Raw genomic sequence first — 25,862 nt, 5'->3', positions numbered from 1 at the left:
ATCTAACTATTTAATTTTCAGCATTAAAAGCCTTCAAAAACTCCCAATCCAAACAAAGCAAAATCATATTTTACAGGATCTTTTGCATCCATTTCTCTTAATTTGGTATCTAATTCTAATAAAGCTTTTGCATCATTTTGCTTTCGCGAAAGAATTCCAAGTTTGCGCGCTACATTTCCAGAATGGACGTCTAACGGACAAGATAAAACAGAAGGTGAAATGCTTTTCCAGATTCCTAAATCGACTCCTTTTGCATCTTGGCGCACCATCCAGCGCAGGTACATGTTGATTCTCTTGGCCGCCGAATTGTTTAGCGGATCTGAAATGTGTTTCTGAGTTCGAGCTAAATGATCTGTTTCGAAGAATATCTTTTTGAACTCGCTGATGCTTTTCTGCAAACTGTCTTTTTCTTGATTTTTAGCAAAAACAGATTCTAGTCCGTTGTGGTTTTGGTAGATATGTTTTAAGCCTTTTATGAAACCTGCAAAATCATGTCCGTTAAAAGTTCTGTGAACAAAAGTTTCCAATCTTGCCAAATCTTCATCAGAATGCGACATAACGAAATCGTAAGGTGTGTTCCCCATTAATTCCATCATTTTATGAGAATTCTTAATAATCATTTTACGGTTTCCCCAAGCAATAGAAGCGCTAAGAAAACCAGAGATTTCAATATCTTCTTTTTGAGTAAAGAGATGCGGAATTTGAACAGGATCACTTTCTATAAAATCCTGATTATTATATTGGATGACTTTTTCGTCTAGAAATTCTTTAAGTTCTGTACTATTCATTTTTAGTAAGGTCTTTGGCGTAAAATCCGTCTTTTAAATTATTGGTGCGCATTTGCGGAATAATATGAAAATATTTTTCAAAATAATCCAGTTGCTGTTTGTCAACGCAAGGAAGATCACCATTCCCATTTGCCCAGAAAAAATCATTTTTTACGGGAGAATTATATTTTAGATTTCCTAACTGAATAGATTCAAAGGTGGTGCTGCTTTTTGAGTTTTGATATGGAAAAACACTATTCTTTATAGAAAAATTACTGATTTTCAGCATAAATTTATGACTGGAAAAACCATTCAGATTTACAGAGAAAAACAGTACGATGAAGGTTGGAACCAGGGATGCGATGAGAAAATATTGGATTGCATTTTTGCGATAAAAAACACATGTAAAACAAAAGAGGGAAAAGAATAATATAAAGTTCATAAAGAATCGATACTGAGGCGAAGTCAACCCTAATAGAAGTAATTGTAAGACCATTACAAAATAAAGAATCCAAAGCGCTTTCTTGTTTTGGTATTTATAAATAAAAAATGGTACAATCAGTATTAAAAAAACACTTATTTTATTGAATAAACCATGCAATTTTGGCATAGTAAGCCAATGTAAAAATAATTCGGCAAGAGTCATTTTGTTGTATTGTGCTGCACTTACAAAAAAGCCATAATATTTAACCTGATCGTAATAAAAATCTTCTACTATATTTGGGATTGCATAATCTGTTGTAAAAGAATTAATCTTTGAAGGAAAAATAGGCGACCCGCAGATAATCATATTTTTTGTTATAAAAAGAGCGGCAATCAAGATGGTGAGTATTGCTGGTTTTAGAAGTTTTTTTGAAAGTGAGCTAAAATGATAACCCAAAAGAATAATTGGGATTACTGCAAAAGTTAAAGTCGTATTTTTTATATAAAGCAGAAACAGTACCAGTATTGCAATAAGATTGAAAATTTCAGAAGTGATGTTTTTAAAATTTTCTAAGAAATAGAAGAACAGAATAAATGAAAAAACATAAACAGGAATATCTGGAGAAGGCGCGCTTATGAATTGAAAAAAGAAAATATTGAATAAAGGGAGCAATCCGACTAGTAAATAGTTTTTATTGCCATTTTTGCTGTATTCGTTGAGTTTTTGAATAGAAAATACATTTCCTAATAATAAGCAAAAGCCACTTAAATCATTAAAATTTTTGTATAAGAAAGAAAAGCTAAAAACACTTTGAGTAATATGCCAACCGCTTGTCTGGCCATAGAATAAATGGAGATTTGCAAGTCCTTTTACAAAGCCATATTCGTTGAGCCATTTTATAGTTTGAATATAATAGGACTCATTATCAATTACAAAAGGAATTGAAGCACATTGTAAAATAATTAGAACCGAAATAATAGTTAAAATGATTTGTAAGCTTCTTTGCAGCTGCTGTAATTCTAAAAAAAACGACTTGTAAAGATTAATAATCTGATTGCGAAATTTTAGCAATAAAAAAACATTCAGAAGTATTAAAACGATGTGAAATTCAATATTAATTCTTCCAAAAATAGCCCAAAGGCTTGCAAGAATAGTTGCTGAAAATAACCCTAAGATAGAAGTAATTACAAAATTTTTAGTATTGAGGTTTAGTACTTTGTCTAAACCAATACCTAAATTTATGGTTGTAAATAAAATATAAATCCAGCTTATCGCAATGAGAATCATTAATTAAGAATTTGTCCATCGGACATTACTAATTTTCTATCAGCCATATTGGCCAATTCTTCGTTGTGGGTTACAATTACAAAAGTCTGCCCGAATTCATCTCGAAGCTGAAAAAATAATTGATGCAAGTTTTCGGCAGAATGAGTGTCTAGATTTCCTGAAGGTTCATCTGCAAAAATGACATCTGGTTTATTGATTAAAGCTCTGGCAACTGCAACGCGCTGCTGTTCTCCGCCCGAAAGTTCGCTCGGCTTATGGTTGATTCTATGTGAAAGTCCGAGATAAGAAAGGAGTTTTTTTGCTTCTTCTTCGGTTTCAGCTGTTTTTTTGCCTGCAATATGAGCTGGAATACAAACATTTTCTAAGGCTGTAAACTCAGGTAAAAGCTGATGAAATTGAAAAATGAATCCGAGATTTAAGTTTCTAAAGTCGGATAAAACTTTGTCTTGCTTGCTTTTCTTTTTGAAATATCGGTTGTAGTAAAAAAGTAACAAAAGAGTAGGCGTGAGTATTATTGTCCAAGTACCATAACCTAAAATATCGTTTTCTATTTTACTTCTAAAAAACAATACAAAAACAGCTAATAAAACAAAATAAAGAGTTCCTAACCAAGTAATGATTTTGAAGGCTTTTTTCTGATTTGAGTTTTCGCCTTTGATGTCTTGGAGTTCTAAAACATTTTTACCATTAATAGTCAGAGACGAATCTGGGTTGTGGTCTGGTTTGTCAAGAGTTCCTAAAATCTGCAATAAAGTAGTTTTGCCAGCGCCCGAAGCACCTACGATTGAAACAATTTCGCCTTTTTTTATATGTAAATCAACTCCTTTTAAAACTTCAAGTTTATCGTAGAATTTATGTATGTTTTTTGCGTGTATCATGTAGTGAAACTGTTTTTACAAAGAAACGAAGATTATGGTCAAAATCAAATTCTTAAAATCAAATTCCAATATGTAAAAATCCTAATTCCAAAAAGAGCGGATTGACTTTTCTAAAATCGGTACATAAATTGATATGGGAATGTTGGAAATTAAATTTAATAAATAAGTAAAACTATTTTGAAGAATTATTTTTAATTTCGATTAACTTAAAAGTGAATGTGTTATGCAAGATTTAGAAGTTGTAGAAGATAACAGAATGTCAAAATTAATCATCGGATTAGTTTTGGACGGAATTGGTATGATTTCTTTCTCGATTCCCCTTCTTGGTGAATTTTCGGATGTTATCTGGGCGCCAATTGCCGGTATTATTATGGCAAGAATGTATAAAGGAAGAGTGGGGAAAGTCGCTGGAATTTTGACCTTTCTGGAGGAGATTATTCCGTTTACTGATGTGATTCCGTCTTTTACTTTGACATGGATTTACACTTATTTTTTCTCAAGAGAGAAAACTGATGCTTAATCTTTAAACAGAAATCCAAGTCCCATATTTTTAAGCATTTTCTTTTCGAAGTTCCAAAAGAATTTAAATTGCCCAAAAATAGTTCCGATAGCAACCAATAGAACTTGATAGATCGGGAAGATGATAATAAGTCGGATAAGTGTAAACCAGCCACCAAAATCCTCTTTAGTAATTCCTAGCCAAATGCAGAAGGGTTTAGACAGCCAAGCAGATGCCGATCCTGTGATGGCAAAAACGATAAATATAATTACGGCTTGTAAATTGGAGGTGATTCCCCAGCGTTTTTTTAATCTGTTCATTGCTATTTGTAATGATTACAAATATAGTACATTATCTTGATGGAACATAACCCCAAAGCTTTTGTTTGTAAGTATTTTGAAAATAAATCATGTAATTGTAAATTAAGTAATTTACTTCATAGCCGTAATGGATGTCAGGTCGGTAATCAATAGACATTTCATACAAATTTGGATTGTAACGCTGTGGCTGTGAAAAACGATTATTCCATTCTGTTACATATAGGTAGTTTTTGTTTTCAAGATATTGCAATGAATAATAGTTTCTCGGATAGGCACGAGAAGCAAGCCAAGTAGAGAATCCATTGTCGATAATAATAACTTCGTATTCAAGTGAATCGTTTGCAATTCTAACGGTATCGCTTATTTTTTTATTTGATCCAGATGCAGTATCTGTGCTTGCAATTTTCTGAGAAGCAGAAGAGCAAGCAATAATAGTAAGTAAAACAATTAATATGGAAATGCATTTTTTCATAACCATAAAGTTACGATAATTTTTTAAGGTTCAGAGAGGTAAAGGTTCAAAGTAACAAAGGTTTAACATTCTTTTGAAGGTTCTAAGTTGCTAAGCTTCTAAGCTTTCTTTTTGGTTGTATGCATAAAAGTAAAAAGCTGTTTGCTTCGCAAACAGCTTTAAAAACTTAGTATCTTAGAAGCTTAGTATCTTAGAAGCTTAGTATCTTAACTATTTACTTCCAAACAGTTTTCCAATAAAACCTGCAATTCCTCCTTTGCTTTTGGTAACTACAAGTACATCTGCAACATCGACTTTTCCGTCATTGTTTTGGTCAAGACCAAATTGCGTTCCGTATTTAGAAATAGTATCCATTATTCCAGAAGCTTGTCCGCTGTTTCCTGAAATAGAATTTATGATATCTGAAATTTGAAAACTGCTATCGTTCGGATCTTTTGCTTTATTGACTAAAGAGCCTAAAATCTGCGGAATCAAATTGGAAGCAACTCCATTCGAATCGGCACTGCTCAAACCGAATTTTTCGCCAAGATTTCCGCTTAATTGCTGTTGAATTTGCTGAACAACTGGATTTGAACTATCTATTGGAGAATTTCCATTAAATAGTCCGGCAATCTGATCTGTGTTTCCTTCTGAAACAATCTTTTTTAATCCTTCAAAAATAGAACTGCTCGTTTCGCTTATTACGGCTTCATTATGCTCATTTGGGACAGCGTTATTGTTTACAACAGCATCGCCTCCGTATTGCTGTACTAATTGGGTTAATTGTTCAAACATGATATTTAGGGTTTAGATTATAAATCAAATTTAAACAAAAAAAGAAAGGGATTTATTAAACTGTGTTAATAAATCCCTTTTAAGTGATTTAATTATAGTTAATTAGCTTAATGAGATGGTTGAGCGTTATTTGTTTGATTTTAAATAAGAGTTAGTATTAAATTTTTACTCCGCACCAAGTAGTTACATTTTTAGAATTAAATCCTGGGCAAGATTTGGTTTTGTTTTTCGGAAAAAATAAAACATCATTATGAAATGTACTCAGATTATAATAGTAATTATTACAGTCTTCTCCATATCTCCACACATCACTTGAACCATCATTTTGAATAGTTTCTTTAAAAGTAAAAATTGAAGATTGTTTCGGAATGAAATACTCTTTTTCAATGATAAGTGAAAATATGTTAGCAAAGATATTTGTATAGAATAAAGCAACTAAAGCAATAGATGCTATTGAAAGAGTAATCCATTTTTGAACAGAATTTTTTTTATAAATTTTCGTCATATTAGATAAAGCTGATGCCAAAAATAGTAAAAAAGAAAGGGATTTACTACATATAGCAGTAAATCCCTTTTGAATAAGAATATTATAATTTTGTTAGCTCAACAAGGTAATAATTTGTGAAGCTAATTCAGTACCAATTCTGTCTTGTGCTTCTCCAGTTGCAGCTCCGATATGAGGAGTCAAAGAGATTTTAGAGTGCATTAAGATTGCCATTTCTGGTTTTGGCTCGCTTTCGAAAACATCTAAACCAGCAAAAGCCACTTTTCCTGAATCTAGCGCTTTTACTAAAGCTACTTCATCAATAACACCACCACGAGCACAGTTTACAATTCCAACACCGTCTTTCATGATTTCAAGTTCTTTCTCTCCAATGATGTAGCCATCTTGAGCAGGAACGTGTAATGTAATGAAATCTGATTCTTTAAATAAAGATTCTAAAGATTGAGAAACAATTTTAGTTGTGATTGACTGTCCGTCGAAAAATTCAACTTTTACATCTACTTCAGGAATAAAGCTATCTGCAGCGATAACTTTCATACCTAAACCAAGAGCCATTTTTGCAGTAGCTTGTCCGATACGACCAATACCAACAATACCTAAAGTTTTCCCTCTTAATTCTGTTCCGTTAGCGTAAGCTTTTTTCAAACCATCAAAGTTTGAATCTCCTTCAAGAGGCATATTTCTGTTAGAATCATGTAAAAAACGTACACCAGAAAATAAGTGTCCGAATACTAATTCTGCAACAGACTCTGAAGACGAAGCAGGAGTATTAATTACATGGATTCCTTTGCTTTTTGCATAATCCACATCGATATTATCCATACCAACACCACCACGACCGATGATTTTGATTCCAGGACAAGAATCGATAATATCTTTACGAACTTTAGTTGCACTACGAACTAAAATTACGTCAATATTGTTATCGTTTATATAGTTAGCTACTTGTTCTTGAGCTACTTTTGTAGTGATAACTTCAAAACCGCCTTTTTCTAAGGCTAGAATTCCGCTTTTAGAAATTCCGTCATTTGCTAATACTTTCATTGCAGGGTTTATTTTTTGTTTGGTTTAATCGTTTAATCGATAAACCAACTATTTGATTTTTCTTTTTTTGTAAACTGAGACTGTAACTGCGACTGAAAACTAAACTTTAGACTCCAATGCTTTCATTACGTCAACCAAAACCTGAACGCTTTCAATTGGCATAGCGTTGTAGATAGAAGCTCTGTAACCGCCAACAGAACGGTGTCCTGGCAATCCAGAAATGTTTGCTGCTTTCCATAAAGCGTCAAAAGTTTCAGTGTGTTCAGGATTGTTCAATAAGAAAGTTACGTTCATTTTTGAACGATCTTCTACAGCAGCTGCACCTTTAAATAATGGATTTCTGTCGATTTCAGCGTAAAGTAATTCAGCTTTAGCGTTGTTTAATTTTTCAACAGCAGCGATTCCGCCTTTTTCTTTAATCCATTGTAAAGTTAAAAGAGAAACGTAAACAGCAAATACAGGTGGAGTATTGTACATACTTTCGCCTTTAATGTGTTTAGCATAATCTAACATACTCGGAATAGTTTTTCCGTTTTTACCTAAGATTTCTTCTTTAACCACTACTAATGTAGTTCCTGCAGGTCCCATATTTTTTTGAGCTCCTGCATAGATTAAATCAAATTTAGAGAAATCTAATTCGCGTGAAAAAATATCAGAACTCATATCGCATACAACAGGAACATTTGTTGCTGGGAATTCTTTCATTTGAGTTCCAAAGATGGTATTGTTACTTGTGCAGTGGAAATAGTCAGCATCAGCTGGAATTTCGTAACCTTTAGGAACATAAGTATAATTGTCTTCTTTTGAAGAAGCTACGACAACAGTTTCACCGAAAAGTTTAGCTTCTTTGATCGCCGCAGTTGCCCACGTTCCAGAATCTAAATAAGCCGCTTTTCCGTTTTCTTTCATTAAGTTGTATGGCGCCATTAAGAATGCTGTGCTGGCACCACCTTGTAAAAATAAAGCTTGATAACCTTTTCCTTGAAGACCTAATAATTCTAAAGCAAGGGAACGAGCTTCCTCCATAACTGCAACGAAATCTTTGCTTCTATGCGAGATTTCAAGGATAGATAACCCTGAATCATTAAAATTTAAAATTGCTTTTGATGCCTTCTCAAAAACTTCCTGAGGTAAAATACTTGGTCCTGCGCTGTAGTTGTGTTTTTTCATGGTTGTTGTTAATAGTCGAAAATTTTAAAGACGCAAATTTCGGCAATAAGAGCCGAAAAAGCGTTAAAATATTCGAAATAATTAAACAATTTATCACTTTGTTGTTAACAAAAACGTTATAGTATCCACATTGTCTGCGTAATCCCACAGTTGAGGTTTTTGGGTTTCTCCAAATGCGATACTATTTGCAGTTAAATTATTGCTTACGATACACTGAATTTGATCTGCGTCTTCCTGAAGACGTCTTTGGAGTTCTTCTAGGTTTTCGTAGTATTCATAAAATACACTCGAAATAGGCGAAGCGTAACTCGAATCTTCTTTTAAAGTCAAAAATCCGTTGTCTAATAATTTGAAATTGCTCATTAAGAAAACAGCCTTATTGTAATCATAATTGTTAGCAAATTTTTCATAATGAATGACATCTTGATATTTGAACATTGCCTGAAAAAACGCTTCAAAAGAATAGCCTTTCGGAATATACAATTTTGAAACATTTCGACATCCTAAACCGAAATATCTAAAAATATCTTCGCCAAGCGCTTCTAACTCTTCATTGGTTTCTTTTCCAGTTAAAATCGCTGCCGAATTTCTGTTTTTACGAATAATTGAAGGTTTGTCTTTAAAATAATATTCAAAATAACGAGCAGTATTGTTGCTTCCAGTTGCAATTACAGTATCAAAGTTTTCCAGTTTTCCTTCTACGAAAGTGATTCTGTCTTTCAGGCTTTCATCAACAGCAATTAAATATTTAGCTAAAAATGGCAGTAAATGCTGGTCGTTTGATGAAGTTTTGATTAAAGCTTTATTTCCAGTTATTAAAACAGATAAAAAATCGTGAAAACCTACTAACGGAATATTTCCTGCTAAGATTAGAGCGATAGTTTTTGGATTTTCATCATTCTCATCAATTTTATATGCTGAAAGCCACTTGTCAATATTTTCTATTGTTAAAGCTTCCGCCCAAGATTGTATAGAGAAATATACTTGTTCTGGAGTATACCATCCATTATGAGATTGCGATAAACGAATTAGATTTTCGAAATCTTCAAAAAAGATGTCGTTATATAAAACGTCAGATTTTTGTGCAGAAGCGCCTTCAGAAAACTGACTTAAAAATTTTCCTAATTCAACAAAAACACTTTTTTTTGTTTCTAATGTCATAATGTTTGTTTATGAATTGTTTTGATTGTAATTTTGCACAAAAATAAGCATAATTAAGTCGAAAGACAAAAGTCCAAAGTCCAAAGTCAAAAGTTGAAAAGGCTTTTATACTTTTAACTTTAATACTTTCAAACTTTATGACAGATTTTATGACTTTAGACTTTATGACTTTTAAACTTTAAGACTAAAAAGATGGCAATTATTATAACTGACGAATGCATCAATTGTGGGGCTTGCGAACCAGAGTGCCCAAATACAGCAATATATGAAGGAGCAGATGATTGGAGATATAAAGACGGAACAAGTCTTTCTGGAAAAATAGTTTTACCTGACGGAACTGAAGTTGACGCTGATGATGCGCAGACTCCAATTTCTGACGAAATCTATTATATCGTACCAGGAAAATGTACAGAATGTAAAGGTTTTCACGATGAGCCACAATGTGCTGCTGTTTGTCCTGTTGACTGTTGTGTTCCTGATGATAATCACGTTGAAGACGAAGAAACTTTGTTAGAAAGACAAGCTTTTTTACATAACGAGTAAAAAAAATGCTGTTTAATTAATATAGAATCCTGAGTTGAAAAACTCAGGATTTTTTTTACCCTGATTTCAGGTATTTGTAAAGGTTAGTTTCTTGATAGTGAATGTTTTATTTTTAGATAGTTGCTTTATTATTAGAAAAATAATACTTTAGTTGAAAAAATAACAATGCCTATGAAGAAATTGCTACTTTTATTTATCGTTTTACTTAATTATGTAAGTATCTTTGCACAAAAGGAAGAGTATTCTATTATTGTTAAGGATATAGAAACCATGGAGCCTATACAAAATGCTACGGTTAAAATAATGAAAACTCAGCAGATTTTATTGAGCAATGAAGAAGGAAAAGTTACTTTTATGCTAACTGGTGGATCTAATGTTCAGGTTTCTGAAACTAATTATGAAGATTTGACCGTACGCTGGACTTCTTTGAACGGAGAGCAAAAATTTGTTGTTTATTTAAAGAGTAAAAACAATAAATTAGATGAAGTAGTTTTGTCTAAGGAATCTCCAGAAAAAACACTTCAGAAATTGGTTAACAATTCTACAAAGAAAATTAGTATTTCCCATAGGCAGAAAGTATATGTGAGAGAGTTTTTTATGCTCGACAATCAGTACACGTATTATAATGATGGGTTGGTAAATTTTCAATTTGATAAAAATAATAATGCAACCACTTTATTGGTTGAGCAAAATCGTTCCTACGGCTTGTTAGAAGCTGATGTAAGTGCTGATTTAAAGGGCTATAATTTGAATAATATAATGGAGAATTATTCGAATTTTAAATACTTAGAACCTTTATTGAGTCCAAAAGCCAAAAAGGAATATGATTTTACAACCAAAGGGCATTCTAAAAATAAAGATTATTATGTAATGTCGGTTGTTCCGTTGGATAAAGCCAAAGAAGCAATCGATAATTTTGAAATCATTTATGATCCTTTGAAAAAGATTATTGTAGAATTTACTATTTCTGTTACGCCTGCAACCCTTGATAAAGTAGAGGAGAAGACAAAAGAAGGCGATAAAAACATGACAAAATCGTTTGTAAAAGTAAATTATAGATGGGATGGAACTGATTACTACTTATTGAGTTCCAATGAAGAAATAGGCTATAATCTTGTTTTAAAGGATAAAACTAAAAATATTCAAGTAAGAAATAGTTTTGTTACAACAGGTTTTAATAAACAGAATTTTACGTATAACGAAAGTGATGTCTTTAAAGAAAAATCACTTTTTAATAAGAAAAACAAAATCTTGACCAATTATTGGGATATTTCGGGATTTACAGCAACCGATGAAGAAAAAGCAATCATCGCCTCTTTAGAGTTTAAATTGTAATTATAAATAGAAATGAAAAATCCTGGACATAATGTTCAGGATTTTTTTGTTTTATGTTAGGCTAAACAGAGTCGAACCCCTTTCTTAAAAATTAAATCCAAGTCTTGCATAGTAATAAGCTCCGCTGAAACCCATTTGTACAGCATCCCAATAACCTCCAGCTTCTGTATTTCCTTGTTCGTCCTGTTTAGTTGGGTATACATTAAATAAGTTGTTGCTTCCTAAAGTCAATTTTAAGCTTTTTGTAAATTGATATCCAACAGTTAAATCAGTAATCAATCTTGGGTTGTAAACATCGTCTTCGTCAGCATAATCAACCAGAACTACTTTGCTGAAACGAGTAAAAGCTAGTCCAGCATCAAATTTGTTTTTAGCATAAGTAAGGTTTAAGCTAAATTTATTGTCTGGAGCAGAAGCCAGTAAAAATGCTTTTTCGCGTTTTCCGAAGAAAATAGATTCGTCAAGAGTGCCATTTTTAACCTTGTCAATTTTCATGTCGTTGATGTTTCCTACTAAAGTGGCACCAAATTGGCCGAAATCAAAGTTTTTCTTCCAAGAGAAAACCAAATCCAAACCATGTGTGCTTGTGTCAACTCCATTCACAAAAAACTGAGCTTCAGAAACGCCTAGATTTAAAGAACTAGCGTCAAAATATCCAGTCAAAACGATACGGTCTTTTACCTGAATATAATAGCCGTCAACTGTAGCGGTAAAATCACCGAAAGATGCTGTAAATCCTAACGAAGCATTTACCGCTTTTTCTTCATTTAATTTCTGAATTCCGAATGCTCTTGTTACTGGGCTATCGTTTGGAGCCAATAATACTTCTGTTGCTCCGCTTGCATTGAAGTTGGTAAAACGTAAATTATAGTAAATTTGAGCTAAAGACGGCGCACGGAAACCTGTACTTATCGATCCTCTAGCGTTGATATGATCTGTAAGTTTAAGCCTTGAGGCTAATTTTCCATTTAGTGTACTTCCGAAATCACTATAATTTTCAAAACGTAAAGCTCCGCTAACCATCCAAGCCTCGGTAACATCTAATTCGGCATCAGTATAAAGAGAGAAGTTGGTTCTATCTTTATTTACTTCGTTTGCAGGGCTATATCCAGGGAAACCTTGCGAACCTCCTGGTCGTGGAATTGTTGGAGAAGATTCTGGATCTGTTGGGTCGTAATCAGGATTTGGAACAGTTGGTGCGCTTTGTGTTGTTGGATCAGTAATAGGTTTTCCGTTGGTGTCATAAGTTGCGTATGAACCTTCTTCACCAGCAAAAATTTCAAATTGTTCCACTCTAAACTCTGCTCCAAAAGCAATATTTAAACCTTTTAAAACATCTCCATAATTTTTCGAAATATCAAAATTAGTAGTGTTTTGAAGCAAACTGTGCCCTCCAGCATCAAATTCATGAGGAGATTTTTCTTCAAGAGAAGCATTTATAGTTCCTTTAATATCATATTGGAATTTGTTTTTACCAAAAGTATTGCTCAGGTCAAATTTCCATCCGCCAGAAGATTCGGTTCTAATTCCAGCAGCGATAGAATTATCATTAATTTTAGAAGTAATTCTTGGCGTATATCCTCCTGGATAAACAGATTCTACAACTCTTTCGCCATCATTTCTAGTAAAAGCATAAGCATCTGTATCTCTAAAATTGCTTCCGCCAAAAGCATAAAATTCGGTTTTCTCAGAAATAGGAATTGCTAAATTGGCGAATAAGTTAACACCTGTCATTTCTGCATCACCAAAACCTTTTCTAAAATCGTAAGCAGGTCTAAGTGTTTTGTTTTTACTCAAAAATTCTCCTGTAACATTTACATAACCGCCTTTAGAACCAATTCCAGTTCCATAATTTGCTGCTACTCTTACAGAGCCTCCGTCAAAATCCTGATCTTTTCCATAAGAGTTTCCATTTCCATTCTGATCCAATCTAAATCCTTTTGTGTTTGGAGTTCCTGGCAAGAATTCGCCTTTGGCATGTGTATTAAAAACGCCATATGTAACAGAACCTGTTAATTCGTCAACGTTGTCATTTGTTACAATATTAATAACTCCGGCAATGGCGTCAGAACCATATTGCGCAGAAGCGCCATCGCGTAGAATCTCAATTCTTTTAATGGATGCGGCAGGGATTGCATTCAAATCTGTTCCTGTATTACCACGTCCGCGAGTTCCAAATAAGTTGATTAGAGAAGATTGATGTCTTCTTTTTCCGTTAATCAAAACCAAAGTCTGATCTGGTCCCATACCTCTCAAAGAAGCTGGATCAACGTGGTCGGCACCATCAGATCCTGATTGTTTATTGGCATTAAATGAAGGAGCTACGTATTGCAATAGCTGATTAATTTCGATTTTACCGCTTTGCGTTGTAACATCTTTTACATTGATCACATCAATAGGAACTGCAGAATTTACAACGGTTCTTTTAGCATTTCTAGAACCCACAACAACAACGTCATTTAAAACTTGTCCATCATTCTCACTTAAAGTAACATTCATTTTATCTCCGGTGGCTACTTTTTCAACTGTTGTAAATCCTACATAGCTGAAAACCAAAGTTGCACCTTCTTTAACTTTTATTCTGAAGCTTCCCTCAAAATCGGTAGAAACACCATTAGAAGTGCCTTTTTCTACAATATTAACACCTGGAAGCGGATTTCCAGTTTTATCTTTTACAAGACCCGAGACCTCTTTTTGTGCAAAAAGAAATGCTGAATTCAGCAGAAATAGTAATAATGCAATCTTTTTCATAGTTGTTGGTTTATTGGTTTGTTTTTTGTTGATTAGTTTTATAAAAGTAATGTTTTTTAACAAAAATTTAATAAAATGTTTAAAAATTTCATTGCGTATATCTAAAATTATATTATTGGCCATTTTTACTTCGTGCAAGAGCTATTAAATCTTATATTTGCAAAATTTTAAAGCCAAAAAATAATATTTTGGCAGAAAATGAGAAAACATGTAAATCATAAGGCATTAAATCACAAGGTTTAATGTGAAGGGTTTAAATTTGAAGACCCGCATAAAATAAATAGAAACAAACAGATGAAAGCAGGAATTGTAGGATTACCAAATGTTGGAAAATCAACATTATTTAATTGTTTATCTAATGCAAAAGCGCAGAGTGCGAACTTTCCGTTTTGTACAATCGAACCAAATATTGGTGTTGTAAACGTTCCAGATCCAAGAATCAACAAATTGGAAGAATTGGTAAAACCAGAGCGCGTTCAAATGGCAACTGTAGATATCGTTGATATTGCAGGTTTAGTAAAGGGAGCAAGTAAAGGTGAAGGTCTTGGAAACCAGTTTTTAGGAAACATTAGAGAGTGTAATGCTATCATTCACGTTTTGCGTTGTTTTGACAATGATAATATTGTGCACGTTGACGGAAACGTAAACCCAATTCGTGATAAAGAAACTATCGATATCGAATTGCAGTTAAAAGATTTAGAAACAATCGAAAAACGTTTAGAGAAAGTAAAACGTGCTGCAAAAACTGGAAATAAAGAAGCGCAGGCTGAAGAGGCTTTGCTAAACAGAATTAGAGAAGCTCTTTTGCAGGCAAAATCTGCGAGAACAATCGTTCCTCAAAATAATGACGAAGAAGTTCTTATGGAAAGTTTCCAATTAATTACTGCAAAACCAGTTTTATACGTTTGTAATGTTGATGAAAGTTCTGCGGTAAACGGAAATAAATATGTAGATCAAGTTCGTGAATTAGTAAAAGATGAAGAAGCTGAAGTTATTGTGCTTTCAGTAGGAGCAGAGGCTGATATTACAGAATTAGAAAGCTACGAAGAGCGTCAGGTTTTTCTTGAAGATATGGGATTAGAAGAGCCAGGAGCTTCAGTTTTAATTCGTGCAGCTTACAAATTATTAAAGCAGCAAACGTATTTTACAGCTGGTGTAAAAGAGGTTCGCGCTTGGACAATCAATATTGGAGCAACTGCACCACAAGCGGCAGGAGTTATCCACACTGATTTTGAAAAAGGATTTATCCGTGCAGAAGTAATTTCATACGATGATTATGTTCAATACGGTTCTGAGGCAAAAGCAAAAGAAGCTGGAAAATTTAGAGTTGAAGGAAAAGAATATATCGTGAAAGATGGTGATGTAATGCATTTCCGTTTTAACGTTTAGTCTTTTTTTCTTGAGATAAAAGAGTAAAGAAGAAAGATAATAGATTAAAACTGCTGGAGAAATTCAGCAGTTTTTTTATGTTTAAAATGAATAATCATAAAGTTTGTCATCCTGAGGAACGAAGGATCACACACGAAACTCTACAAAGATTGGCGATTTGGATTGTGGAAATTCTAGTGTTATCCTTCGTTCCTCAGGATGACAAAAACAAGAATAAAAGATCCGTTTAAATCCGCGTTTTCGCGAAAGCGAATCTGTAAAATCCGCGTCCTATTTTAGCAACTGAAAATTTTTGGCTCAAAAATTGGTTACAGAAAAATTAACCAATTACTAATCTAAAATCAATCAATCAAAATGCTAAAAAAATCATTCAAAATTCTAGGCTGGACGCTTTTCGGAATCTTTAGTTTTCTTGCCGTGTATATTTCTTCTGTTTTGATTATTTCTAAAATTACAGTCAATTCAGATATCGCAAAAGTGGAAGAGCAAGATGCAGTTCCAATTTATATTCTTTCAAACGGAGTCCATACCGATATTGTGGTTCCGATAAAAAATGAAATCAAAGATTGGCGAAACGAAATTCAGTTTAATCAAACCCAATCAAAGGATTCTTTAATGAATTATATCGCTTTTGGCTGGGGAGATAAAGGCTTTTATTTGGAAACGCCAGAATGGTCAGATTTAAAAGCAAGTACAGCTTTCAAAGCAGCATTCGGAATCAGTTCGTCTGCAGTGCATGCAACGTTTTTTAAACAATTAAGAGAAGGTGAAGACTGCAAACGAATTTTAGTTTCAAAAGAAAATTATCAAAACTTAGTCAATTATATTTCAAATAGTTTCAGCGATCCAATTCATCCACAATGGATTGAAGGTCATAGCTACGGAAGAAAAGATGCTTTCTATGAAGCAAAAGGAAGTTATAGCCTTTTTTATACTTGCAATACTTGGGCAAACAATGCTTTAAAAGCAGCCAACCAAAAAGCAAGTTTGTGGACAGTTTATGATAAAGGGATTTTTTGTCATTATAAATAAACATGGTAAAAATGTAAAATCTTGCTAAAATCCAAGAAGTTAAAAATTTTCATTAATGCTTAAATTTGAGTGAATATCAAAAAATAAGCAAATGAAAAATCATAACATCTTTTCAAAAACTTGGTATTTATTAAAAACAACATTTTTAGAATTCAACGATGACAATGCTATAAAATTAAGTGCGGCGTTATCTTATTATACCATTTTTGCTTTGCCTCCTTTATTGATTATTATAATTACCATTTGTGGCTTCTTTTTTGGGGAAGAGGCAGTCACGGGTCAGTTATATGGTCAGATAAATCGATTGGTCGGGAATAATGCTGCGGTACAGATTCAGGAGGCAATCAAAAATGTTCAATTATCAGATAGCAATGTCTTTGTAACCGTTTTTGGAGTTGTAATGTTACTCATTGGAGCATCTGGAGTTTTTGCCGAAATTCAGAGTTCAATCAATTATATTTGGGGACTTCGAGCAAAACCTAACAAAGGTTTGAAAAAATTTATTCAAAACAGATTGATGTCTTTTTCTATGATAGTTTCAGTTGGATTTTTGATGCTGGTCAGTTTAATAGTCAATGCTACACTCGACGTTTTAAATGCCCGTTTAAAACTCTATTTTCCAGACACAACAGTTTACTTTTTTTATGTGGTTAATTTGGTGATTGTTTTTGCTAGTATTACATTGCTTTTTGCCATTATATTCCGAACTTTACCAGACGGAGTTATCAAATGGAAAGATGCTTTTATTGGTGCATCAAGCACAGCAATTTTGTTTATGATAGGTAAATTTGCAATTGGAGTGTACTTAGGAAATTCAACTGTTGCAAGTGTTTACGGTGCAGCAGGTTCTGTAATTATAATTTTGGTTTGGGTGTATTATTCGGCTATTATTTTATATTTTGGAGCAGAATTTACTAAAGTCTATGCAAAAGCGTTCGGCGGAAGTATTTCACCAAATGATTATTCTGTAGAAATACAAAAAGAGATTTTTGAAATAGAAAATTAATATTAAACCATATAAGTCATATAAGAAAATTTAAGTTTGTCTTGTTTAGTTTAAAGACAAAGCTTTTTAAATGAACTTACATTACTTATATGGTTGAAAAAAACAAATACCACAAATATGAAAATAGTAGCCTTTGGAGGAAGCAACAGTAAGCAGTCAATCAATAAGCGTTTTGCGACTTATGCATCTAGTTTGTTTGAAAATGCAGATGTTGAAGTTTTAGATTTAAACGATTTTGCAATGCCAGTTTTTAGCGTAGATCTAGAGAAAGAAATTGGTCAGCATGAAGTGGCGCAAGCATTCTTGAATAAACTTAAAGAAGCTGATATTCTAGTGGTTTCAATGGCAGAAAATAACGGAAATTTTTCTGTTGCTTTTAAAAATGTTTTCGATTGGAGTTCTAGAATCGAAAAAGATGTTTTCCAACATAAACCAATGCTATTATTGGCAACTTCTCCAGGTGGTAGAGGAGGCGCGTCTGTTTTAGGAATTGCGCAAAATCTTTTCCCTCGTTATGGTGCAGAAATTAAAGGAAGTTTCTCATTACCAGCATTTGGCTCGAATTTTGATTTACAAGAAAATAAAATCTCTAATCCTGAATTAGATCAAGAACTGAAAGATATTATTAAATCAAATTTTTAAATGCCACAAAAAAAGATTGCCCTTATTTTCCTTTTATTAAATAGTATTTTCATCAATTTCACTTTTGCTCAAAAGATCAGTGAAGTCGATAAAATAGTTGCAAAATATCCAAAAAGTTTCGATAGCACCGAAAAATTAGCCGACAGAATCGAGAAAGATTTTGATTCGGATTATGATCGTGCGCGTGCTATTTACAGTTGGATTGCCTTCAATATAAGATACGATTATAATGCGTATTTGAATCCGCCTAGAACGCAAGGTTTCAGCTATTCTTCTGAAGCTGAAAAACAGCGAAAAATAAAACAGCTGAATGATAACCTAATCCAGAAAGCTTTTAAATCTAAAAAAGCGGTTTGCGAAGGTTTTACGGCTTTGTATCAGCATTTGGCATCTTTGATGGGAATTAAATGCGAAATCATTCGTGGTGATTCTAAGATTTCAGTAAGAGATATTGGTAGAAAAAACACTTCTTCCAATCATGCTTGGAATATGGTTTTGATTGATAAAAAATGGCGTCTTTTGGATGTGACATGGGGGCAAGGCTATTATGACAGCAGTAAAGGCAGAATGGTCAACGATTTTAATCCTGCTTATTTTGACACAGATCCAGATTATTTCTTTGCAAAGCATTTTCCAGATTCGGGTTCTTATTTGGGAAACAGATTAAGTAAAGAAGATTTTCTGAATGGCCCTTTAATTTACAATACTACAATCGAAAAAGATTATAAAATTAAATCGCCTGATTCTGGAATAATTGAAGCTCGAAATGGTGATAAAATTACAGTTGAAATCAAAAATCTCTCAAAATCCAATCAAGTTTTTTATTTGAATAAATACAATAAAGCTGTTAAAGTTCAGAATCCAAAAGAAAAACGTGGGGGATTAGAATTTCAAATAGGCATCGATAACAATATTGGAGATTATATTACTGTTTTTGTGGATGGTAATAGTGTTGTCTCTTTTAAAATAGTTTCGAAATAATTTATTTAAGGATTATTCAATTTTCATCTTTTCTGAAATTGCCGTATCTTAGCAAGGAATGATCCGAATTTGAACACTATGGAAGCGACTTTTCTGAAATCAATCTTAGACAATGATTTCTATAAATTTACAATGCAGCATGCTGTAATTAAACTTTTTCCAAAAGCAAAGGTTCGTTACGGATTTATAAACCGCGGAAAACATGTTTTTCCAGAAGGTTTTGCAGATTTACTACGAAATTCTGTTGATGCAATGGCAGATTTACGTTTAACAAAGGAAGAAAAGAATTATCTCGCTCATTATTGTCCATATCTCGATCCCACTTATTTAGATTTTCTGCAAGGATATAGTTTTGATCCGTCTGAAGTTCAGATTAGTCAGGAAGGTTCGGAAATTACAGTAACAGTTGAAGGTTTTTGGTACAGAACTATTTTATGGGAAGTGCCTTTAATGGCTTTGATTTCGGAACTTTTTTACAAAGCAAATCATTTAATTCGTTTAAACGATGAGGCTGTAAAAAATCTTACGAAAGAAAAAATAGAGAATTACAATAAACTTGGTGTTTCTATTTTAGAATTTGGTACAAGACGTCGTCACTCTTATGATGTGCAGAATCTTGTAAATGAAACTTTGCGTACTTATGGTGGACAGAGCTTTATTGGTACAAGTAATGTGCATTTTGCAATGGTCAATAATCGAAGACCTTTAGGTACGCACGCTCATGAATGGTTTATGTTTCATGCGGCGCAATATGGCTTTAAAATGGCAAATTCTATCAGTCTGGAACATTGGACACAAGTTTATAGCGGAGATCTCGGAATCGCCTTAACAGATACTTATACTACAGAAATATTTTTCAATCAGTTTGATAAAAAATATTCAAAACTTTTTGATGGCGTTCGACATGATAGCGGTGATCCGATTGAGTTTGCCCAAAAAGTGATTTCTCATTACATTAAAATGGGAATAGATCCAAAATCAAAAGCCATTGTTTTTTCAGATTCGCTCAATTACGATAAAGTAAAAAAGATTGTCGATTTCTGTCAGGACAAAATAAAAATGTCATTTGGAATTGGAACCAATTTTACCAATGATGTAGGGCTTCCTGCAATGAATATGGTAATTAAATTAACAGATACAAAGCCCGATAATCTACATTGGCAAGGTGTTGTGAAACTGTCTGATGAAAAGAACAAAAATACGGGAACGCCCGAAATGATTGCTTTGGCAAAAGAAGTTCTTGGAATAAAGTAGTGTTTTTTTGTCGAAAATGCATTTTTTTATAACTTCGATACTCGTTTTATTTTAAAATCAGCTTAAATAGATTTTAAACTGTTATTATTCATAACAAAAAGAAAATACGCTTTCATTTTTTGTTAAGAAATGGTACATTAGCAAAAAATCCTAAAATCATATATGCTAGAGCAAAATCAATATACCGAAGATAATATTCGTTCGCTTGATTGGAAAGAACATATCCGTATGCGTCCTGGAATGTATATCGGAAAGCTTGGAGACGGTTCTTCTCCAGATGATGGTATTTACATTCTTCTAAAAGAGGTTTTAGATAACTGTATCGATGAGTTCGTAATGGGCTCAGGAAAAACTATTGAGGTAAGTATCAAAGAAAAAACGGTTACTGTTCGTGATTACGGACGTGGTATTCCGTTAGGGAAAGTGGTCGATGTAGTGTCGAAGATGAACACGGGGGGAAAATACGATTCTAAAGCTTTCCAGAAATCAGTTGGTTTAAATGGTGTCGGAACAAAAGCGGTTAATGCGCTTTCTACTTTTTTTCGTGTAGAATCGGTTCGAGATGATAAACAAAAAGGAGCAGAGTTTTCTGCTGGAAATTTAGTTCTAGAAGAAGATATAATCGATACTACAAAGCGTAAAGGGACAAAAGTAACTTTTACGCCAGACGAAACGATTTTCAAAAACTATAAATTCCGTTTAGAATACGTTATCAAAATGGTTAAAAACTATTGTTATCTAAACAATGGTTTGACGATTATTTTCAATGGAGAAAAATACTATTCAGAAAACGGACTTCGTGATTTATTAGAAGAAACGATCAATGAAGAAGATTTAGAATATCCAATTATTCATTTGAAAGATCACGATATTGAGGTTGCGCTGACGCACAGTAAAACGCAGTACAGTGAAGAATATCACTCTTTTGTAAACGGTCAGAATACAACACAAGGAGGAACGCACTTAGCGGCTTACCGTGAGGCAGTTGTAAAAACAATTCGTGAGTTTTACAATAAGAATTTTGAAGCATCTGATGTTCGTAAATCTATTGTGAGTGCGATTAGTATTAAAGTAATGGAACCGGTTTTTGAGTCTCAGACCAAAACAAAATTAGGTTCTACCGATATGGGTTCTGACGACGGAACACCAGCAGTTTCTGTTCGTACTTTCGTTAATGATTTTATCAAAACGAAACTAGATAATTATCTACATAAAAATCCGCCGACAGCCGAAGCTTTATTACGTAAAATTCTTCAGGCAGAACGCGAAAGAAAAGAATTGTCAGGAATTAGAAAACTGGCGACAGATCGTGCTAAAAAGGCCAATCTTCATAATAAAAAATTAAGAGATTGTCGTGCGCATCTTCCTGATACTAAAAATCCTAGAAACTTAGAAAGTACACTTTTTATTACCGAGGGAGATTCGGCTTCTGGATCGATTACAAAGTCGCGTGACGTAAATACACAAGCGGTTTTCAGTTTACGTGGTAAACCTTTAAATTCATACGGAATGTCTAAAAAGATTGTGTATGAAAATGAAGAATTCAATTTATTGCAAGCTGCACTTGATATCGAAGACGGACTAGAAAAATTACGTTACAACAATATCGTAATCGCAACCGATGCCGATGTCGACGGAATGCACATTCGCTTACTTTTAATAACTTTCTTTTTGCAGTTTTTTCCAGAATTAATCAAAGAAGGACATTTGTATATTTTGCAAACACCGCTTTTCAGGGTTCGAAACAAAAAAGAAACGATTTATTGTTATTCTGAAGAAGAAAGAAAAGACGCGATTGAAAAGCTGAAACCAAAGCCAGAAATCACCCGATTTAAAGGTTTGGGAGAGATTTCGCCAGATGAGTTCAAGAACTTTATTGGAGATACTATTCGTTTAGATCCTGTTATGATGGATAAACATACTTCGATTGAGCAATTGTTATCTTTCTACATGGGGAAAAATACGCCAGACAGACAAGAGTTTATTATCAAGAACTTGAAGGTGGAGATTGATGAATTGGAGGAGGTTTAAATAAAAATCCGCGACAATGTTGTGGAATTTTTTAAGTTTTGAAAAGCGCAGTGACTGTCTGCGGTTTTCAAAATATAAAACCCAGTCAGTGACTGGGGAATTGAAAAAACTTCCGTTAAATTTAAAATAGAAAGAATACTGAAATAATTCAGCATATAAAAATGAAAGACGAAGAAGACGATAACATAATTCCAAACGACGACGAGAATAATCAAGATGAAAACCTGATGGATGACAATCAGGATGGAAATGACGATGAGATTATCGATGTAGATGCAAAGCATTTTGAAGGAGCGCATTTTTACGAAAATCAGGAAGAAGAAGGCGAGGACGTTATTACCAAAGTAACCGGAATGTATAAAGACTGGTTTTTGGATTATGCTTCGTATGTAATTCTGGAACGTGCAGTTCCTGCTATCGAAGACGGATTCAAACCTGTTCAACGTCGTATTATGCACTCTTTAAAAGAGCTGGATGATGGTCGTTATAATAAAGTTGCCAATGTAGTAGGGCACACCATGCAGTATCACCCACACGGAGATGCGAGTATTGGTGATGCAATGGTGCAAATTGGTCAAAAAGATTTATTGATTGACTGCCAAGGAAACTGGGGAAATATTTTAACAGGCGATGGTGCGGCAGCGCCCCGTTATATTGAGGCACGTTTATCTAAATTTGCTTTGGAAGTTTTATATTCTCCAAAAATTACCGATTGGGGCGTTTCGTATGACGGACGTCGTGCAGAACCAAACAATCTTCCTGTAAAATTCCCATTGCTTTTAGCGCAAGGAGCAGAAGGTATTGCGGTTGGACTTTCTACAAAAGTGCTTCCTCATAACTTCAACGAATTAATTGATGCTTCGATTAAAATCTTAAAAGGAAAGCCGTTTACGCTTTATCCTGATTTTATGACGCAGGGTATTGCCGACGTTTCGAATTATAACGACGGAATGCGTGGCGGACGTGTGCGTGTGCGTGCTAAAATTTCGCAGTTAGACAAAAATACCTTGGTGATTACACAGATTCCGTTTTCTACCAATACATCGAGTTTAATTGACAGTATTTTGAAAGCCAATGAAAAAGGCAAAATCAAAATCAAGAAAATTGAAGACAATACAGCAGCTGATGTTGAAATTTTAATTCATCTTTTTCCAGGCGTTTCGCCAGACAAAACTATTGATGCGCTATTCGCATTTACTGCCTGCGAAACATCTGTTGCACCTTTAGGGTGCGTTATTGAAGACAATAAACCATTGTTTATCGGAGTTTCACAAATGTTGAAGATTTCAACTGAAAGAACGGTTGATTTGCTTCGTCAGGAATTGGAAATTCAATTAGAAGAATTAAAAAATAAGTGGCATTTCTCTACTTTAGAAAAAATCTTCATTCGTGAAGAAATGTATATTGACTTCAAATTATACGGAGACAGAGAATCGCTTTACAAATATTTATACGATCGTTTTGAGCCTTTCAAAAAATCATTCGTCAGAGAAATTACAGACGAAGATTTACAGCGTTTGACTCAAATCCCGATGATTCGTATTACGCGTTTCGACTCTGATAAAGCCGATGAATTGATTTCAAGGTTAGAAGAAGAAATGAAAGAGGTAGAATACAATTTAGAACATCTTACAGATTTTGCTATTGCTTACTTTACCAAATTAAAAGAGAAATACGGAAAAGGACGTGAACGCCAGACGGAACTTCGTGTTTTTGATAACGTTGAGGCCACAAAAGTAGTTTTACGTAACACAAAACTTTACGTAAACCGCGAAGAAGGTTTTGTTGGAACGAGTTTAAAGAAAGATGAATACGTAGGCGATTGTTCTGATATTGATGATGTTATTGTGTTTTTACGTGACGGAACATTGATGATCACAAAAGTAGATGCCAAAACATTTATTGGGAAGGACATTATTCACGCCGCCGTTTTTGATAAAAACGATAAACGTACCATTTACAACATGATGTACCGCGATGGTAAATCGGGACCGTCTTATATCAAACGTTTCAATGTTACTGGTGTAACCCGTGATAAAGCATACGATTTGACAAATGGAACAAATGGTTCGCAAGTAGTTTATTTTTCACACAATCCAAATGGAGAAGCTGAGGTTGTAACTATTTTATTGCGCCAAGTTGGAACGATCAAGAAATTGAAATTTGATATTGATTTCGCGAAACTCGCAATTAAGGGCCGTGGTTCTAAAGGAAATTTAGTGACCAAATATCCAATCAAGAAAATCGAATTAAAAGAAAAAGGAATTTCGACTTTACTGCCAAGAAAAGTTTGGTTTGATGATACCGTAAAACGTCTAAACGTTGACGCAAGAGGAGAGTTATTGGGAGAATTTAAACCGACCGATAAAATCTTAGTAATTAATCAGTCTGGTAAGTTAAAAGTGCTCATTCCAGAATTATCTACGCATTTTGACGAAGATATGATTGTGTTGGAGAAATGGAAACCTAAAAAACCGATTTCTGCGATTTACTATGATGGAGAAAAAGAGCGTTATTTCTTAAAACGTTTCTTGGTTGAAAATGAAGGAAAAGAAGAAAGTTTCATAACAGACCATCCGAATTCGCAATTGGAAATCGTTTCGACAGATTATCGTCCTGTAGCGCAATTGGTTTTTGCAAAAGTAAAAGGAGTTCAAAAAGATGATCTTCATATTGATGTTGAAGACTTTATAGCTGTAAAAGGTTTCAAAGCTCTTGGAAATCAATTGACAACTGATAAATTAAGACAAGTCAATTTGTTAGAACCGCTTCCTTATGAAGAGCCAGTTGAAGAAGTTCCTGAAAAACCGGAAATTCCAGAAGATGATTCTGTAGAGACAGAATTAGACGATGATGGCCAGATAGGTTTGGTTTTAGAATAAAAAATTAGAAAACGCTAAGATTGATTTCTTAGCGTTTTTTATTTGGAGGGTAATTAATTCTCAACTGAAATAGGTTCTGTTATAATCCATTTTACTTCGTTATTTTCAATAATTACCGAAATAGTATCGTTGTCTTTAACTTCTCCAGAAATTATTTTTTTCGCTAGAGGTCTTCTTAAATGCGTTCGAATAATGTTTTTGATAGGTCTTGCTCCATATTTGGCGTTATAACCGTTTTCAGCTAGATATAATTTAGTTTCTGAAGGAATTTCTACTGTTATTTTACTATTGTGTAATAAATCAATGAATTCTTTTTTAAGATGGATTTCAAATATTTTTAAAGCATTTTCTTTATTGATTGGTGCAAAAGGGACAATTTCAGTCAAACGTCCTAAAAATTCAGGCCTGAAATAATTTGCCATAATTTCCATTAACGAACTCGATGCTGGAATTTCACCATTATTAAATGTATTAACGATATGATCGGCACCAATATTTGACGTGAAAAGAATGATGGCATTGGAGAAATCTCCTTCTTTCCCTAAACGATCGTGTAGTTTTCCTTCGTCCATAATTTGAAGAAATACATCAAAAACAGAAGGATGTGCTTTTTCAATTTCGTCAAATAAGACAATAGAATACGGTTTCTGTCTAATCTTGTTGACTAATAATCCACCTTCTTCGTAACCAACATATCCTGGAGGCGCACCATGAA

General features: G+C 33.7%; 21 protein-coding genes and 3 pseudogenes. 11 read left to right on the top strand and 13 right to left on the bottom strand.

What is annotated here, in order from left to right:
* Positions 1–23: 23 nt before the first annotated feature.
* From DM397_RS16610 to DM397_RS24140, 4 genes and pseudogenes are all read right to left on the bottom strand, one after another.
* A complete protein-coding gene (locus DM397_RS16610; RefSeq protein WP_111378605.1) occupies positions 24–788 on the bottom strand; it encodes a TIGR02757 family protein in 765 nt (254 codons plus the stop codon).
* Positions 781–2,478, bottom strand: coding sequence for an LIC_10190 family membrane protein (locus DM397_RS16605; protein WP_111378604.1), 1,698 nt, complete (start codon positions 2,476–2,478; stop codon positions 781–783). Before DM397_RS16605 ends, DM397_RS16610 begins: the two co-directional genes overlap by 8 nt.
* A pseudogene (locus DM397_RS24145) lies at positions 2,478–2,924 on the bottom strand (ABC transporter ATP-binding protein); the annotation flags it as partial. The gene DM397_RS16605 and the pseudogene DM397_RS24145, both read right to left, overlap by 1 nt.
* 219 nt (positions 2,925–3,143) lie before the next feature.
* Positions 3,144–3,356 (bottom strand): annotated as a pseudogene (locus DM397_RS24140) (ATP-binding cassette domain-containing protein); the annotation flags it as partial.
* 223 nt (positions 3,357–3,579) lie between these two features.
* On the opposite strand from DM397_RS24140, the gene DM397_RS16595 reads away from it, so the two are divergent.
* Positions 3,580–3,876, top strand: coding sequence for a hypothetical protein (locus DM397_RS16595; protein WP_111378602.1), 297 nt, complete (start codon positions 3,580–3,582; stop codon positions 3,874–3,876).
* Here the strand turns inward: DM397_RS16595 and DM397_RS16590 are convergent.
* From DM397_RS16590 to DM397_RS16560, 7 genes are all read right to left on the bottom strand, one after another.
* Entirely contained in the window at positions 3,873–4,175 is a 303-nt protein-coding gene (locus DM397_RS16590) for a DUF6787 family protein (RefSeq protein ID WP_111378601.1), read from the bottom strand. The genes DM397_RS16595 and DM397_RS16590 overlap by 4 nt on opposite strands.
* 31 nt (positions 4,176–4,206) lie before the next feature.
* Positions 4,207–4,647, bottom strand: a complete 441-nt coding sequence (locus tag DM397_RS16585) for a DUF6146 family protein (protein ID WP_111378712.1) — start codon at positions 4,645–4,647, stop codon at positions 4,207–4,209.
* Between the two features lie 210 nt (positions 4,648–4,857).
* A complete protein-coding gene (locus DM397_RS16580; RefSeq protein ID WP_111378600.1) occupies positions 4,858–5,421 on the bottom strand; it encodes a DUF937 domain-containing protein in 564 nt (187 codons plus the stop codon).
* A gap of 157 nt (positions 5,422–5,578) precedes the next feature.
* Complete coding sequence (locus tag DM397_RS16575) at positions 5,579–5,926, bottom strand: hypothetical protein (RefSeq protein ID WP_111378599.1); 348 nt, start codon at positions 5,924–5,926, stop codon at positions 5,579–5,581.
* A gap of 93 nt (positions 5,927–6,019) precedes the next feature.
* Entirely contained in the window at positions 6,020–6,970 is a 951-nt protein-coding gene (locus tag DM397_RS16570; protein ID WP_111378598.1) for a D-2-hydroxyacid dehydrogenase, read from the bottom strand.
* 99 nt (positions 6,971–7,069) lie between these two features.
* Positions 7,070–8,140, bottom strand: coding sequence for a 3-phosphoserine/phosphohydroxythreonine transaminase (gene serC, locus DM397_RS16565; RefSeq protein ID WP_111378597.1), 1,071 nt, complete (start codon positions 8,138–8,140; stop codon positions 7,070–7,072).
* A 93-nt stretch (positions 8,141–8,233) separates the two neighbouring features.
* Positions 8,234–9,301, bottom strand: coding sequence for an acyl-CoA reductase (locus tag DM397_RS16560; protein ID WP_111378596.1), 1,068 nt, complete (start codon positions 9,299–9,301; stop codon positions 8,234–8,236).
* A gap of 192 nt (positions 9,302–9,493) precedes the next feature.
* Here DM397_RS16560 and DM397_RS16555 point away from each other — a divergent pair, with 192 nt between their 5' ends.
* Positions 9,494–9,844 carry a 4Fe-4S dicluster domain-containing protein gene (locus DM397_RS16555; protein ID WP_111366760.1) on the top strand — a complete coding sequence of 117 codons (351 nt, stop codon included), beginning with the start codon at positions 9,494–9,496 and terminating at the stop codon, positions 9,842–9,844.
* Positions 9,845–10,015: 171 nt separating this feature from the next.
* Positions 10,016–11,179, top strand: coding sequence for a carboxypeptidase-like regulatory domain-containing protein (locus DM397_RS16550; RefSeq protein WP_167511683.1), 1,164 nt, complete (start codon positions 10,016–10,018; stop codon positions 11,177–11,179).
* Positions 11,180–11,263: 84 nt separating this feature from the next.
* Here the strand turns inward: DM397_RS16550 and DM397_RS16545 are convergent, their stop codons facing one another.
* Positions 11,264–13,930, bottom strand: coding sequence for a TonB-dependent receptor (locus DM397_RS16545; RefSeq protein WP_111378711.1), 2,667 nt, complete (start codon positions 13,928–13,930; stop codon positions 11,264–11,266).
* Positions 13,931–14,224: 294 nt separating this feature from the next.
* On the opposite strand from DM397_RS16545, the gene ychF reads away from it, so the two are divergent.
* From ychF to DM397_RS16505, 8 genes are all read left to right on the top strand, one after another.
* Entirely contained in the window at positions 14,225–15,319 is a 1,095-nt protein-coding gene (gene ychF / locus DM397_RS16540) for a redox-regulated ATPase YchF (RefSeq protein ID WP_111378594.1), read from the top strand.
* A 354-nt stretch (positions 15,320–15,673) separates the two neighbouring features.
* Positions 15,674–16,351, top strand: a complete 678-nt coding sequence (locus tag DM397_RS16535) for a TIGR02117 family protein (RefSeq protein WP_111378593.1) — start codon at positions 15,674–15,676, stop codon at positions 16,349–16,351.
* A gap of 91 nt (positions 16,352–16,442) precedes the next feature.
* Complete coding sequence (locus DM397_RS16530) at positions 16,443–17,357, top strand: YihY/virulence factor BrkB family protein (RefSeq protein WP_111378592.1); 915 nt, start codon at positions 16,443–16,445, stop codon at positions 17,355–17,357.
* 117 nt (positions 17,358–17,474) lie between these two features.
* Entirely contained in the window at positions 17,475–17,999 is a 525-nt protein-coding gene (locus DM397_RS16525; RefSeq protein ID WP_111378710.1) for an NADPH-dependent FMN reductase, read from the top strand.
* On the top strand, positions 18,000–18,980 hold the full coding sequence (locus DM397_RS16520; protein WP_111378591.1) for a transglutaminase domain-containing protein: 981 nt from the start codon (positions 18,000–18,002) through the stop codon (positions 18,978–18,980).
* Between the two features lie 78 nt (positions 18,981–19,058).
* Positions 19,059–20,234 (top strand): nicotinate phosphoribosyltransferase, encoded by a 1,176-nt coding sequence (pncB, locus tag DM397_RS16515; protein WP_111378590.1) that lies wholly within the window; start codon positions 19,059–19,061, stop codon positions 20,232–20,234.
* Positions 20,235–20,396: 162 nt separating this feature from the next.
* A complete protein-coding gene (locus DM397_RS16510; RefSeq protein ID WP_111378589.1) occupies positions 20,397–22,265 on the top strand; it encodes a DNA topoisomerase IV subunit B in 1,869 nt (622 codons plus the stop codon).
* Positions 22,266–22,426: 161 nt separating this feature from the next.
* The gene (locus tag DM397_RS16505) at positions 22,427–25,147 is read left to right on the top strand and encodes a DNA gyrase/topoisomerase IV subunit A (protein ID WP_111378588.1); all 2,721 of its coding nucleotides are present in this window, start codon (positions 22,427–22,429) and stop codon (positions 25,145–25,147) included.
* A gap of 53 nt (positions 25,148–25,200) precedes the next feature.
* On the opposite strand, the pseudogene DM397_RS16500 reads toward DM397_RS16505, so the two are convergent.
* Positions 25,201–25,860: pseudogene (locus DM397_RS16500) on the bottom strand (AAA family ATPase); the annotation flags it as partial.
* Between the last annotated feature and the right edge of the window lie 2 nt (positions 25,861–25,862).

Origin of the sequence: Flavobacterium nitrogenifigens (assembly GCF_003254565.1) — a bacterium.
In the GTDB taxonomy this organism is placed as follows: domain Bacteria; phylum Bacteroidota; class Bacteroidia; order Flavobacteriales; family Flavobacteriaceae; genus Flavobacterium; species Flavobacterium nitrogenifigens.
Note: the sequence above shows the minus strand (reverse complement) of the source record. Positions and strands in the feature narration are given on the sequence as shown.